15 protein-coding genes are annotated in these 12993 nt (G+C 50.9%); 10 read left to right on the top strand and 5 right to left on the bottom strand.

Annotated features, from left to right (window positions below; all coding sequences use genetic code 11):
• Window positions 1–202 precede the first annotated feature (202 nt).
• The 4 genes from ACI31J_RS01400 (at window position 203) to ACI31J_RS01415 (ending at window position 4489) form a co-directional block, all read left to right on the top strand.
• A complete protein-coding gene (locus tag ACI31J_RS01400) occupies window positions 203–652 on the top strand; it encodes a MerR family transcriptional regulator (RefSeq protein ID WP_439772687.1) in 450 nt (149 codons plus the stop codon).
• A 70-nt stretch (window positions 653–722) separates the two neighbouring features.
• The gene (locus ACI31J_RS01405) at window positions 723–1070 is read left to right on the top strand and encodes a DUF3368 domain-containing protein (RefSeq protein ID WP_439772688.1); all 348 of its coding nucleotides are present in this window, start codon (window positions 723–725) and stop codon (window positions 1068–1070) included.
• A gap of 228 nt (window positions 1071–1298) precedes the next feature.
• Window positions 1299–3161 (top strand): ribonuclease J1, encoded by a 1863-nt coding sequence (rnjA, locus tag ACI31J_RS01410; RefSeq protein WP_439772689.1) that lies wholly within the window; start codon window positions 1299–1301, stop codon window positions 3159–3161.
• A gap of 140 nt (window positions 3162–3301) precedes the next feature.
• Window positions 3302–4489: a lysostaphin resistance A-like protein gene (locus ACI31J_RS01415; RefSeq protein WP_439772690.1), complete on the top strand. Its 1188-nt coding sequence runs from the start codon at window positions 3302–3304 to the stop codon at window positions 4487–4489.
• A 60-nt stretch (window positions 4490–4549) separates the two neighbouring features.
• On the opposite strand, the gene ACI31J_RS01420 is transcribed toward ACI31J_RS01415, so the two are convergent.
• From ACI31J_RS01420 to ACI31J_RS01435, 4 genes are read right to left on the bottom strand one after another with little or no spacing between them, the layout of a single operon-like run.
• Entirely contained in the window at window positions 4550–5203 is a 654-nt protein-coding gene (locus ACI31J_RS01420; RefSeq protein WP_439772691.1) for an amino acid ABC transporter permease, read from the bottom strand.
• 13 nt (window positions 5204–5216) lie between these two features.
• Window positions 5217–5855, bottom strand: coding sequence for an amino acid ABC transporter permease (locus tag ACI31J_RS01425; protein ID WP_439772692.1), 639 nt, complete (start codon window positions 5853–5855; stop codon window positions 5217–5219).
• A complete protein-coding gene (locus ACI31J_RS01430) occupies window positions 5855–6685 on the bottom strand; it encodes a transporter substrate-binding domain-containing protein (RefSeq protein ID WP_439772693.1) in 831 nt (276 codons plus the stop codon). Before ACI31J_RS01430 ends, ACI31J_RS01425 begins: the two co-directional genes overlap by 1 nt.
• 12 nt (window positions 6686–6697) lie before the next feature.
• Window positions 6698–7444, bottom strand: coding sequence for an amino acid ABC transporter ATP-binding protein (locus ACI31J_RS01435; protein ID WP_439772694.1), 747 nt, complete (start codon window positions 7442–7444; stop codon window positions 6698–6700).
• A 267-nt stretch (window positions 7445–7711) separates the two neighbouring features.
• Here ACI31J_RS01435 and ACI31J_RS01440 point away from each other — a divergent pair, with 267 nt between their 5' ends.
• The 3 genes from ACI31J_RS01440 (at window position 7712) to ACI31J_RS01450 (ending at window position 9749) form a co-directional block, all read left to right on the top strand.
• On the top strand, window positions 7712–8188 hold the full coding sequence (locus ACI31J_RS01440) for a universal stress protein (RefSeq protein WP_283594810.1): 477 nt from the start codon (window positions 7712–7714) through the stop codon (window positions 8186–8188).
• 175 nt (window positions 8189–8363) lie between these two features.
• The gene (locus tag ACI31J_RS01445) at window positions 8364–9047 is read left to right on the top strand and encodes a VIT1/CCC1 transporter family protein (RefSeq protein WP_439772695.1); all 684 of its coding nucleotides are present in this window, start codon (window positions 8364–8366) and stop codon (window positions 9045–9047) included.
• A 15-nt stretch (window positions 9048–9062) separates the two neighbouring features.
• Entirely contained in the window at window positions 9063–9749 is a 687-nt protein-coding gene (locus tag ACI31J_RS01450) for a VIT1/CCC1 transporter family protein (protein WP_439772696.1), read from the top strand.
• A 77-nt stretch (window positions 9750–9826) separates the two neighbouring features.
• Here ACI31J_RS01450 and ACI31J_RS01455 read toward each other — a convergent pair whose 3' ends face one another.
• Entirely contained in the window at window positions 9827–10756 is a 930-nt protein-coding gene (locus ACI31J_RS01455; protein ID WP_439772697.1) for a cation diffusion facilitator family transporter, read from the bottom strand.
• A gap of 205 nt (window positions 10757–10961) precedes the next feature.
• Between ACI31J_RS01455 and ACI31J_RS01460 the strand changes: the two genes are divergently transcribed.
• The 3 genes from ACI31J_RS01460 to ACI31J_RS01470 all read left to right on the top strand — a co-directional run bounded on the left by ACI31J_RS01460 (window position 10962) and on the right by ACI31J_RS01470 (window position 12945).
• Entirely contained in the window at window positions 10962–11609 is a 648-nt protein-coding gene (locus tag ACI31J_RS01460; protein ID WP_439772698.1) for a metal-dependent transcriptional regulator, read from the top strand.
• A gap of 101 nt (window positions 11610–11710) precedes the next feature.
• Window positions 11711–12466 carry a threonine/serine exporter family protein gene (locus ACI31J_RS01465; protein ID WP_439772699.1) on the top strand — a complete coding sequence of 252 codons (756 nt, stop codon included), beginning with the start codon at window positions 11711–11713 and terminating at the stop codon, window positions 12464–12466.
• Window positions 12467–12477: 11 nt separating this feature from the next.
• A complete protein-coding gene (locus ACI31J_RS01470; RefSeq protein WP_439772700.1) occupies window positions 12478–12945 on the top strand; it encodes a threonine/serine exporter family protein in 468 nt (155 codons plus the stop codon).
• The last annotated feature ends 48 nt before the right edge of the window (window positions 12946–12993 follow it).

The raw sequence follows: 12993 nt of genomic DNA on the forward strand, positions 1-12993 counted from the left end.
TTGTTCGTCGTGATTCACAAGTAAAAACCTCTTTTCGCAAATTAAGTAATGTGAAAAATATAGTACTATTTAATATCTTTGCCAAATAATTTAACAAAAATCACGGATTAAATGATAATACGCTGTGACACCATTGTCAAATAATTTGACAAGATAAACGAATTAAATGATAATATGTACTGTAAACTATGGAGGAAAGTATATGGATGCACTAGGAAAACAGTTTCGGGAAATCTTTAAGAGCAATGACATCAAGATCGGCATGACGGAGCTTGCCAAGGTAACCGGGGTATCGCCAAGCCAGCTCCGGTATTGGGAACGCAAGGGTTACATTCATTCCCAGCAGGACCAGCAGAACAAAAACCACCACTTTAGCCTGCTGACAGCTTACCAGGTTCGTACCATCAAGTTTTACCTTGATGAGGGCTACACCCTGCAGGTCGCCGTCCAAAAGGAACAACAACGGCGGGCATTGGGAAAGACCTTTCGCCGTTTTATTGAGGAACGGATTGAATCGATTGAACAAGACGACCAAGGGGATGGCCTGGTGCTGCTCGGCCAGCTCGATGATGACCCGACTAAGGAGGTCTACGCCCGAGTCGACCAGGACGGCAAGGCCACCCTTCACCTGCGCGACCGCACCACAGACTAGTTAACCTCAGCGGATTATTGTGGTATGGTGTAATTGAGTTTTTATCTTAATTATGAAAGGGACGAGTTTCGTGAGTGAAGAAGGATTACATTATTCTGACCTGAGTGCTGAAGCCAAGGAGCACGCTTTGAAGTCGTTTATCAACTACTACATCAAGCAGTACCGGCGCGACAGCCTCGAAATCCTGAGTGCCAAGGTTTCTAATGGTGCCATGGGGACGATTAATGAAATACTTAACCTGAATAAGTTTATGGATCACAGTGCGTTAGTTGCCGAAAGCTACCGCCTGTCCAAGAATTCCTATGTTGAAATCATGGAACAGCTCAACGACGTGCTCTACCACGAAGATGGTGAACCGGTCGTGGACTGGGACGTTGCTTGGGAAGACCAGGAAGAGCAATTGCCAAGCGAAGATTAACACTGAAATTTCAAAGACCGCGAAGTTGCTTCGCGGTCTTTTTTACTATACTTGCTTTTGGGACTTGTGGTAAAATAAAAATAGTTTTACGTACGAATAAAATTAACCCAAAATAAGATAACTGAATAGCAATTAGCCGTCCTTGCCAATTCGCAAGCGGTTCTTTTGGTTTACTTATTTTCCGTTAGTATAGTCACGCTAATAAAATAAAAAGGAAAGAAAGGTATTATGGCAAAGTTAAAAATCAAGAATAACGAAGTTGCCTTTTACGCCATGGGGGGCCTTGGCGAAATTGGTAAAAATATGTACTGTGTCCAGTTCCAAGATGAGATCATCATCATCGATTGTGGGGTACTCTTCCCTGAAGATGAGCTGCTGGGGGTTGATTACGTCATCCAGAACTACGACTACCTGATTGAAAACAAGGATAAGATCAAGGGAATCTTCATCACCCACGGGCACGAAGACCACATTGGGGGATTGCCGTTCTTCCTTCAGAAGGTGAACGTTCCGATCTACGCGACCCCATTTGCAATGTCACTGATCAAGGGCAAGCTGGATGAGAAGCACCTCTTGCGCAATGCCGAACTGCACGAGATCGATGAATTTGATGAAGTTCATTTTAAGAAGCTCTGGGTCAGCTTCTTCAGGACGACTCACTCCATCCCTGACACAATTGGGGTAGCGGTTCATACGCCGCAGGGGACGATTGTCCAGACGGGGGACTTCAAGTTTGACCTGACCCCGGTCGGCAACCTTCCCGGCCCGAACCTGCAACAGATGGCTAAGCTGGGGTCTGACGGAGTCTTATTGCTGACCTCCGATAGTACCAATGCCGAGCGGCCACAATTTACCAAGTCTGAGCGCTGGGTTGATATTCACATTCGGCGGATCTTCGAACGGATCAAGGGACGGATCATCTTTGCTTCCTTTGCTTCGAACGTCTACCGGTTGCGGGAAGCCTCCGATGCGGCCATTGCGCAGGGGCGGAAGATTGCGGTCTTCGGTCGGAGCATGGAAAATGCGATTGCCGCGGGACAGGAACTGGGCTACTTGAATATCCCGGAGGATTCGTTGATTGACCAGAATGAGATTAACAATTATCCACCGGAGAAGGTCCTGATCATGTGTACTGGGTCCCAAGGTGAACCGATGGCGGCCTTGAGCCGGATTGCCAACGGTACCCACCGGCAGATCTCAATTCAGCCTGGTGACACGGTGGTCTTCTCTAGTAACCCGATTCCAGGAAACACGACCAGCGTGAACGCGTTGATCAACAAGTTGGAAGAAGACGGAGCCGCGGTTATCCACGGTTACGTCAACAACATCCACACCTCTGGACACGGTGGTCAGATCGACCAGGAATTCATGCTGCGGCTGATGAAGCCAAAGTTCTTCGCGCCGGTTCACGGTGAATACCGGATGCAGAAGATTCATACCAAGCTGGCTCAAATGACGGGCGTGAAGAAGGAAAATTGCTTCATCCTCGAAAACGGGGATGTCCTGGCCCTGACCAAGGATTCTTGCCGGCTGGCAGACCACATCGATAGTGTATCTGACGTCTACATCGATGGTCGTGACGCCGGTGACACGGTCGGCAACCCCGAGATCCGCGAGCGGCGCCTCCTGTCTGAAGAAGGGGTCGTTACTGCCATTGCTGTGGTTGACCTTAAGGACTACCAGATCGTGGCGGGACCAGACATCGTTTCCCGCGGCTTCGTCTACATGCACGAATCTCAGGAACTGATTAAGGCCGCTAACCACGAAGTCTTCTGGGCAATCTTGAACACCTTCAAGAACCATAAGGTAGTCGACCAGCGGGCCTTAAACCGGACGATTGTCAGCCGGTTGCAGAAACTGCTCTTTGACCGGACAGGTCGGAAGCCCGTGATTATTCCGATGATTACCATCTTGAACGGCGATAATCGGGCGGAAAATCATCACTACCGTCATTCCAACCACAAGAACGGGCAGCAAGAAGGCGCAAAGAGTCGTCAGACAAATAACAATGGCGGCAACAAGCAACACCGTTCGAATAACAAGCGCCATCACAGCAAGAAAAATGAAAAAGCACCGGTTGCTAGCAAGTAGCCGATAGCAAAGGGTTTGTGAATGCTAATTTAGCAATCACAAGCCTTTTTTCGTCTTTTCAATTAAATAACCGCCGCTTTTCTGGTATCATCGATGTAGCAATTATTTTGTAACTCAATTTAGAGAGGAAGGAACTCCAGATGTCTGGAAGTGATTACCTAAAAATCTGGTACCGGGTACAGATCGGTGCCACCTTACTAATTCTTGCGATGATGACGATTCGAAACTATGAGTTTGATCGTCATCGGATTGCGGCATTCCTGCTGGTAGCGGTGATTATTCTTACAATTGCCCTGGTGGTTGAACTGTGGGAGCAGCTTCCCCCGATCATCAAACGGCTCAACGCCTGGCTTCAGACCTTGACCCAACCCCTGATCCTGATTCTGGCGTGGGACGTTATTACCCGGGAAATAATTGTGCTTCTGCACCTCCCATCCCGGGGAGTGATAACCTTGATGATCGCCTACTACTTCATCATGTTTGCTCCATTTGCTAGTGTGATTGGTGCTCAACTGACCTTCAGCATTGAGCGATTCATCTTTGCCTTTTGGACCGTGCCGGTGGTCTTTTTACCGCTGATGGCGCTGCCGACTAACTTGATCGACAACCACTTTCTGCTGTTGACCCTGTCGACTGGTGCGGTCGGCACGGTCGCCTACTTTGTCTTGATGACGACGGCCATGCGGGCGTGGAAGCTATCCTGGCCCGGCCTGCGTCCCCACTGGAGCGGCGACTTCAACTGGTGGATTCTGTTGGGGTTGGTGGTAGTTGATCTCGTATTCACCGGGGTCAATATCGGCCAGTGGCCAAATGTGCATTTAATCAGCTGGCAACTGACGATGTCGGCCTTCGAGGCGGGAGTGATGGAGGAAACCCTCTTCCGCTTTGCGATTCTGGGGATTCTCTTCTACGCCTGGCGAAATGTCAAACAGCGCCTGCCGCTGGCAATTGTCACCAGTGCCCTCTTGTTCGGCCTGGCCCACCTGTCAAATGCCATGCTCCAGCACTGGGATATGACGATTCTGCAAGCAATCAGCGCCTTTGCCCTCGGTCTCTTCTTTGCCGTGGTTTATGTTTATACGGGTCAGCTTTGGTTGACCATGGCAATGCACGGCCTCTTAGACTGGACGAGCTTTGTTGTGACCGGTTCCAGCTTAATGAAGGGGACCACTAACTGGACGGACTGGGTTAGTGTGCTCATCGAGCTGGCAGTCTTTGGCGGCATTACCATCTGGATGATGTTTGGCCAGCGCCGCAAGGTAATGGAACGGCACGTTGCCCGGCTCACCGGTGAGGACCAGCACTTTGGCTTTATGATTCAATATTAATAAAAATGCTCCTGATACCGTTCAATTTGAACGGTATCAGGAGCATTTTTTAGTTGGGCTTTAAGCGAGGTGACGGTGCAGGTAGTCTGCCAATAATGATAAGGAGTAGCAGACGATGAAGTAGAGAACCGCCAGAGCAACGAACATCGGGATGATGTAGTTGGTGTTCTGCCCGTAGATGATTTGGGCATGGTACATCAATTCCGGCAGGACGATGATGGTGGCCAGTGAGGTATCCTTGACTAGTGAGATGAATTGACTGACCAAGGCTGGCGTCATGTTCTTAATTGCTTGCGGCAGGACTACGATTCGGAGGGCTTGCCACCGGGTCAGTCCATTGGCCAGCGCGCCCTCAGTTTGTCCCTTATCGATCGAGTTAAGCCCGGAACGGACGATTTCGGCAACCATAGCTGATTCAAAGATTGACATTGCCATGATGGCTGCGGGGATGATCTCCGGCTTGATCCCAATGTTAGGCAGGCCAAAGTAGGTGAAGAAGATGATCAACAAAAGGGGCAGGTTACGGATGATATCGATGATGAAGCCGACAATTGCGGAGAAATACTTGATTTGTTCGTAACGGATGACCCCCAACAGGGTACCAATAATGAAGCTAATTACGATCGAGGCCACGGAGATCTCGATGGTGATCCACAGCCCCTGCAGGAGGAAGCGGATGTTGATCCAGGAATAGGCATCAATAAAGTTTTGCATTAAGGTTCACCTCCTAAGCCAGTTTCTTTTCCAGGTGCCGCATGTAGTAGCTGAGCGGCAGCGTGATGATCAGGTACATGATGCCGACAATGAAATAGGTCGGAATCGTCTGCAGGGTATCGTTGGCAATCAAGTTTCCTTGATACATCAGGTCAAAGCCGGCTACAAAGGCGAGCACGGACGAGTTCTTGACCAAGTTGATGAACTGGTTGCCCAATGGCGGAATGACGACTCGAAAGGCCTGGGGAAGAATAATGTAGCGCATTGCCTGATGGTAGGTCATCCCGTTGGAGAGGGCTCCCTCCAGCTGGCCGCCTTCAACCGAGTTGATTCCGGCCCGGACCGTTTCCGCAATGAAGGCGGAGGTGTAGAGGGTCAATCCGATGGTTCCGGCGGTGAAACCATTGATTTTAGCGATGTACATGGGAACGATCAGAAAGAAGCCCATCGTGATGACCAGCAGGGGAATGTTTCTGAAAACTTCGACGTAGACCCGCCCGATGATCCGCAGGGCGCGGGTCTCAGAGATCTCAAGGAGCGCAAAAAATGTTCCGATGATCAGACTGCCGATGAGGGCGATGATGCTGCAGAGGAGGGTGTTGAGCAGTCCTGTCAACAGCGGGTGCCATTGTGTTGCAATTAGATTAGCCATTAGCGTTTCATCTCCTGATAATTAAAGCCTTTGACGTTACCGAACCACTTGAGAAGGAGGCGGTTATAAGTACCGTCTTTTTCAACTTCCTTTAGGGCCCAGTTAAGTTTCTTGCGGAAGCGGTCCTGGTTTTTGTTGACGGCGATTCCGTAGGGCTCCTTGGTAAAGTTGCCCCCGACAACCTCATAGCCGGGATTTTCGGCGGCCATCCCGTACAGGATCCCGTTATCCGTGGTCAGGGCGTCTCCCTGCTTAGACTTTAGAGCGGTCATCGCTTGAGCGTAATCGGATAGCTGGAGAACCCGGGCTTTAGGAGCGTACTTAGCCACGTTTTTTACCGAGTTGGAACCCGAAACCCCGAGGACGACCTTGCCGGAGTGGTTTAGGTCGTTGATGTTTTTGATCGGGCTGCCCTTCTTGACCAGGAGTGACTGGCCGGCGTCAAAGTAAGAGTGGGTGAAGTCGACCTGTTTTTCCCGCTCCGGGGTGATGGTCATGGTGGCCATGATGGCATCGATGTTACCATTCTTCAAGAGGGGGACCCGGGTCCCGCTGGTCACGGGTACGAAAACACACTTGCCATCTGGCCCGAGGATCTTCTTGGTCATTGCCTTGGCCAGGTCGATCTCAAAGCCCTCCAGGCGGCCGGTCCGGATGTTTTCTAGGCCGAACAGGCGGGTGTCAGACTTAACCCCCCAGGTGATCTGCTTGCTCTGTTCATCTTGTTTCAAGACATCCTGCTTGGCCACGGATTGGCCACAGCCGGAGAGGGTCAGCAGGGTTACTGTCAGTAAGGCGCCTAGTCCCAAAACGTGCCATAATCTTTTCATAATGCGGCCCCCTTACATGATGTGTCCGCTAATCTTACTCATGAACTCCTGCGCCCGCTTAGTGCTGGGGTGGTCACCGAAGAACTTGGCGGTGGTATCGTCTTCTAGGATTTGGCCGTCTGCCATAAAGATAACCCGGTCGGCCACGGCACGGGCAAAGCTCATTTCGTGAGTGACCACCAGCATTGTCATGTTAGAGTTCTCCGCGATGTCCTTCATGACGTCAAGGACATCGTCGATCATCTCGGGATCCAGCGCACTGGTTGGCTCGTCAAAGAGCAGGCACTTCGGCTTCATCGCCAGACTGCGGGCAATGGCGATCCGTTGCTTTTGACCCCCGGACAGCTGGGCGGGCATGTTATCCGCCTTGTTAGCCAGTCCCACCTTTTCCAGTAACTTCATTGCCAATTCCCGATTTTCATCCTCAGGACGCTTAAGGACGATCCGTGGGGCCAGCATGATGTTTTCAAGAACGGACTTGTTGTTGTAGAGGTTAAAGTGTTGGAAGACCATGCCGACTTCCCGCCGGATCTTGTTGATGTTGGTCTTCTTATCCGACAGATCGTAGCCGTTAACGATCAGCTGGCCGGACTGAATCGGGTCCAATCCGTTGATGGTTCGAATCAAGGTACTCTTCCCAGAACCAGATGGCCCAATCAAGACAACGGTTTCCCCGCTGTCAATTGTCAGATTGATATTTTTTAGTGCGTGAAATTTGCCATAATATTTTTCCACATTATGGAATTCGATCATTGACATAGGTATATACTCCCCAATCCACATAAACTTAATTATGACCTTGTAATCGGCACAATCCCCTCAATTATAGTTCGCGTCTTAAAGAGCGTCAAAAGGCAATTTAGCATTCTACTATGGAAAAGTATGATTAATACGACTTTTGTTTTAGGATAGCCAAAATAATTATTTACAAACAGCAGATAAGTAGTAACATAAAGGGTGTAATTTAACGAAGACGAGCGACAAATGCTTTCATCGTTAAATGAGAACATAGAGAGGGGTATACTAATGTTCGAAATTAAACCAAAGAAGTTCAAGCGAATCCTCGTTGGGGTTGATGACGCTCCGGATGCCCGGGCCGCCTTTTCCTATGCGGTTGATAAAGCTAAGCGTGACGGTTCTGAAATCGGGATCGTTTCCATCCTTGAAACGGGACACGTCAGCGTTTACCAAATTTTAGATAAGGACTATGTCCACAGCAGTGAAGATGAACTGCGTAAGCGGATCAACGAATATGTCCAAGCGGCGATTGATTACGGCGTTGATCCAAAGAAGATCACGGCAATCGTTGATCATGGTGAACGGCCGGCTGAACGGATCTGCAACCACGTCATTCCGGCCTTTCAGCCTGATCTGCTGGTTGTCGGTTCAATTGGTAAGTGGGGCAACCGGAAGGCCGTTGGTTCGCAGGCTTCCTACATGACCCGTCATGCGGGAACCTCCGTCTTTGTTATTCGGACGACGGCGGTGCAAACTTACGAATAAAAGCTGGTCCTGATTGGCGCAATGCAAAAGAGGTTGAGTTAGTTCTCAGCCTCTTTTTCCATACAACAATAATTTTGAACATTTCTAAACTGGCTGTATATTTTCAATTGAAATGGTTGTAACTAGCATTTTTAATGTTATAATGATTCTAAACTAGAAAAGAGAAGGCGAGATTATGCCAAAGAAAAAGATGTCATTGGCCCAGAAGGTCAACGTCCTGCGTGCGAGCGTGATGGGGGCCAATGACGGGATTATCTCCGTTGCCGGAATTGTCATTGGGGTGGCTGCGGCAACCAGTAATCCTTATTCAATTTTGATTTCCGGTCTGTCGGGGAGCTTGGCCGGAACGATTTCCATGTGCATGGGTGAATACGTGTCGGTTTCTACCCAGAAGGACTCGCAGAAGATGGCTTTAATTAGTGAGCGTCAGCGCTTGGAAGATCAGTATCAGCAGGAATTTAATTACGTGCAGAAGCAGTACGAGAAACAGGATATCGATCCGAAACTGGCCAAGCAGGCCACGAAGGAATTGATGGATAAAGATGCCCTGTCGACCGTGGTTCAGGAACGCTACGGCTTTAATCCTAAAGAATTTACCAGTCCCTATGCGGCGGCGATTGCCTCTTTCATTTCCTTCCCAACGGGTTCAATCTTACCGATGCTGGCAGTGACGATGGCGCCGGAAAATATCCGGATCTTTGCCACCATGATTGCGGTCCTGATCGCCCTGTTGATTACTGGTTACTTCGCGGCCGTACTGAGCAAGGCTAACCGGGTTAAGTCAATGCTGCGGAACGCTACGGCCGGCCTTTTGACGATGTGCGTGACCTACCTGATTGGTCAATTGTTTGCCCGCTAAAGGAGATGAGTGTTCATGGCTAAAATTAAACGACAGAAACAAACGATGGAAGAAAAGCTGAACACGCTCCGGGCCGGGGTCCTCGGTTCTAACGACGGGATCCTGACGGTTGTCGGGGTGCTGGTCTCCGTGGCGGCGGCTACGTCCAACCGGTTTACGATCTTTATCGCCGGCTTGTCGGACCTGCTGGCCTGTGCCTTTTCGATGGCATGCGGGGAGTACGCCTCCGTTTCTACCCAGCGGGATACCGAGGAGTCCGCGGTCAACACCGAGGAGCGTTTGCTAAAGACGGATTTTGAAGGCGAGCTGGCGACGGTCAAGCAGTACTACGTCAACAAGGGCGTTACCCCGGAGACCTCGTTGGCAATTGCCAAGGACCTCCTGGGCAAGAAACCCCTTGAGACGATGGTCCGGGTCAAGTACGACATTGAGCTGGGCCACTTCCTGAGCCCGTGGGACGCGGCTTTCTCATCCCTCTTCAGTGCAGCCGCTGGTGGGATATTCCCACTGATGGCGATGACCTTTGCGCCGGAAGCCTACAAGTGGTACGCAGTGATTCTGGCGGTCATCCTGACTAGTGCCCTGACCGGGTACATCAGTTCCAAGCTGGGGAACGGCCTGGTCAAGATCGCTGTTATCCGGAATATCATTATTGGACTGATCACGATCACGATCCACTATGGAGTCGGGAAACTGTTCTAGTCTATATATAAATAAGGACCGCGACGGGCAGTAGCCATGTCGCGGTCCTTTTTTAATTTCTGTTGTCAATCTTGGGCTTAGTGCTGGTGCTTCTTGTAGCCGCCATCCTTGATAACCCGTTCTGCATCGACGGGGGTGTTGAAGAGTTCCTCGTCGCGTCCCCGGGAGCATTCCGCTTGCAGTGTGATGTGGCAGATGCCGTACTTTTGGTGGAGAATGTCCTCAACTTGGGAATAGATACCCTCCACCTTGCTGAGGGGCAGGTCCTGACAATTGAGGTGGGCAGAGAAAATGATACGGTGCTCATCGATCATCCAGGCATGGACGTGGTGGACATCCTCGACCCCCTTAACCTGTTTGATGTCCTTGGCAATGCTCTCGTAGTCCAGGTCGGGTGATTCCTGCATCAGGATCTTGATGGTCTGGACAATGATTGGCCAGGATTCGTAGGCAATGTAGAGGGCGACCGCGATGGTCAGTGCCGGGTCGAGCCAGGGAACATTGACGAAGGTCAGAATGAGCCCGCCGATGATCACGGCGACTGAGGAGAGGGCGTCGCTTAGGACGTGGAGGTAGGTGGCCTTCACGTTAAGGCTGTCGTGACTGCCGGAATGCAGCAGCAGGGCTGACGCCAGGTTGGCGACCAACCCGACGATGGCGACAGTCAGCATGATCCCACCGTTGATGTGCTGGGGATGGTCCAGCCGCTGGATCGCCTCCCCAATCAGGAAGATGGCGATAATAATCAGCAGGAGACTGTTGGTGAGGGCCGAGAGAATCTCCGCCCGCCGATAGCCATAGGTTCGCTGCCGGGTTTCCGGCCGGCCGCCGATGTGCTGGGCAAAGTAGCCGAGGACGATCGAGAACGAATCGCCCATGTTGTGGAAGGCGTCGGACAAAAGGGCCAGACTGCCGGAAACCAATCCCCCAATGATTTCAACAATGGTAATTAAAACGTTCAACAGGGTAACCGCTAAGAAACGCTTACCGGTGATTTTTTCTTCCATATTAATGGTCGCTCCTTTAATAGTATATGCGTTGCAATTTTTAATCCCATAGCATTATAATGGCTAAATGTAACTAACCAAAAAGTTAGGGTTTCCAAACTACCCTTTCATGATATGCTATAATATTATTATGTTCAATATTGGATGAGGAGTATATTTTCGTGACCGTTCGAAGGCCGAAATTTTTTCTAGAGGTGAATTGATATTGACTCCAATGAAGGAAGACTACTTAAAAATTATTTTTGAGCTTGGCGGCAGTCACAAAAAGGTATCGAACAAAGAAATTTCATTGGGCCTCGGCATTGCGGCCGGGTCCGTTACCGAGATGATTTCCAAACTGGCGGATGAGGGCCTGGTTGTTCACGAACCGTATGCCGGCATCGCACTGACGGCCAAGGGCCAGCGCTATGCGGCCGAATTGGTCCGTAAGCACCGCCTTTGGGAAACCTTCCTGGTGGACAAACTACACTATAACTTCGCGGATGTTCACCCGGAAGCCGAAGTCCTCGAACACCAGACCAGTGATCGCTTGGCCACGGCCCTCGATGACTTCCTCGGCCATCCGCAAAACTGTCCCCATGGCGGGGTGATTCCCGCTGCCAATGGCCACTTCCCGGACGTCAGTCATCGCTTGCTGGCGGATGCCGAGGATGGTGAAGAAGTTGAGCTGGAGCGGTTCCTAGATAATCATGAGCTGCTGACCTACCTGGAGGAACTCAAGCTGCGGCCGCAGGACAAGGTGAAGGTGGTCCGCCACGAACCATTTGAGGGCCCAATCGTGATTACTAAGGACGGCGATTCCCAGCCAATCAGCGTTTCCTACAAGGCGGCCCACAATATTTTTATCAAGTAGTAGCCACTTCCCGGTTGTGAAGATCTGAAAAGTACTGCTGACAATGTGAATTGTTAGTGGTACTTTTTTATTATAGATCTAACTTTAAAGGAAGTGGGCACATGCTAACGAAGAAACGGCGGCGGTTGGCACTGCGAACATGTTCGCTGGCCGGACGGATCCTGATTGAAAACGGATCAAACATGGAACGGGTCAACGATACCCTGCACCGGATGGCCAAAACGGCGGGTCTCCAAGACTTTCAGGCCTTCACGACGGTGACCGGCATCGTTCTCGGTGCCAATAACCTCCCCAACGCGCTGGTGATGAACATTCGGCGGCGGAAAAACGACCTGAGTAAGGTGACCGCCGTGAACGAAATTTCCCGGGAAATGTCCCGAGGGCTGATCACCCTGCCCGAGGCGTATGCCCAGTTGAAGTGGGTGGATAACCAGGGCCCGTACCGTTACCAGAACCTGGTGGAGGCCCTGGCGGCCGCTGTCTTAAGTATGGCCCTAATGATTGTCTTTACCGGTGATTACCGTGATTCCTGGGCGGGCTTTATTGCTGGCGGGATTGGTTATGCCGTCTTCTCATACGTGATTCGCAAGTTCAAGATCCAGTACCTCGGGGAGTTCTGCTCGTCTTTGGTGATTGGCTTCCTCGCCGTCCTGATGGTCAAACTTGGCTGGGCCCACAACGTCAACGACATCATCATTGGGGCCGTGATGCCGCTGGTTCCGGGAATTCCTCTGACCAACGCCGCCCGTGATCTGGTATCGGGGAACCTGATCAGTGGCCCAACCCGGGGGATTGAGGCGGTCCTGACGGCGGTCTCAATCGGCAGTGCGATCGTGATTGTCTTGCACTTTGCTTAGGGGGTGGGAAAATGCATTATTGGATGAACCTGCTGCTCGAATTTTTCCTCTCCTACATCTCGACGGTCTGCTTCGGGATCCTGCTCCATATCCCGGTGCGAGCCTATAACGTTGCTGGGATCATCGGCGGTGGCGTCTGGGTGATCTACTGGGTGATGTATTATCAGGACGCGGTTGGGCTGGCCTTCAGCAATCTGACGGCGGCCATCCTGATTGCCTTGTGCAGTCGTTGGGCTGCTCAGCACAAGAAGATGCCGACAATCGTCTTTGAAGTTCCGGCCCTGGTGCCCTTTGTTCCCGGCGGGCAGGCCTATAAGATGGTGCGTAACTTCGCCATCGGGAATTACCACCTGGTGACGGTCTACTTCTACCAGGTGGTGGTGATCGTGGGGGCAATTACCTTGGGCTTTGGGCTCGGAGAGTTATTAAACCGGATCATTCACTACCACCACTGGAAAATTGTGAAAAAGGACCGTTGATACTTGGGCAGTGTGGTATACTCAGTTAATGTTAAATAAAAAATAGGA

The sequence above is a fragment of the Limosilactobacillus sp. genome (assembly GCF_051873075.1).
In the GTDB taxonomy this organism is placed as follows: Bacteria; Bacillota; Bacilli; order Lactobacillales; family Lactobacillaceae; genus Limosilactobacillus.

Coding starts and splice junctions, on each gene's coding strand:
- ACI31J_RS01400 (WP_439772687.1), top strand. CDS start 203: ATGGATGCACTAGGAAAACAGTTTCGGGAAATCTTTAAGAGCAATGAC.
- rnjA (WP_439772689.1), top strand. CDS start 1,299: ATGGCAAAGTTAAAAATCAAGAATAACGAAGTTGCCTTTTACGCCATG.
- ACI31J_RS01415 (WP_439772690.1), top strand. CDS start 3,302: ATGTCTGGAAGTGATTACCTAAAAATCTGGTACCGGGTACAGATCGGT.
- ACI31J_RS01420 (WP_439772691.1), bottom strand. CDS start 5,203: ATGCAAAACTTTATTGATGCCTATTCCTGGATCAACATCCGCTTCCTC.
- ACI31J_RS01425 (WP_439772692.1), bottom strand. CDS start 5,855: ATGGCTAATCTAATTGCAACACAATGGCACCCGCTGTTGACAGGACTG.
- ACI31J_RS01430 (WP_439772693.1), bottom strand. CDS start 6,685: ATGAAAAGATTATGGCACGTTTTGGGACTAGGCGCCTTACTGACAGTA.
- ACI31J_RS01435 (WP_439772694.1), bottom strand. CDS start 7,444: ATGTCAATGATCGAATTCCATAATGTGGAAAAATATTATGGCAAATTT.
- ACI31J_RS01440 (WP_283594810.1), top strand. CDS start 7,712: ATGTTCGAAATTAAACCAAAGAAGTTCAAGCGAATCCTCGTTGGGGTT.
- ACI31J_RS01445 (WP_439772695.1), top strand. CDS start 8,364: ATGCCAAAGAAAAAGATGTCATTGGCCCAGAAGGTCAACGTCCTGCGT.
- ACI31J_RS01450 (WP_439772696.1), top strand. CDS start 9,063: ATGGCTAAAATTAAACGACAGAAACAAACGATGGAAGAAAAGCTGAAC.
- ACI31J_RS01455 (WP_439772697.1), bottom strand. CDS start 10,756: ATGGAAGAAAAAATCACCGGTAAGCGTTTCTTAGCGGTTACCCTGTTG.
- ACI31J_RS01465 (WP_439772699.1), top strand. CDS start 11,711: ATGCTAACGAAGAAACGGCGGCGGTTGGCACTGCGAACATGTTCGCTG.
- ACI31J_RS01470 (WP_439772700.1), top strand. CDS start 12,478: ATGCATTATTGGATGAACCTGCTGCTCGAATTTTTCCTCTCCTACATC.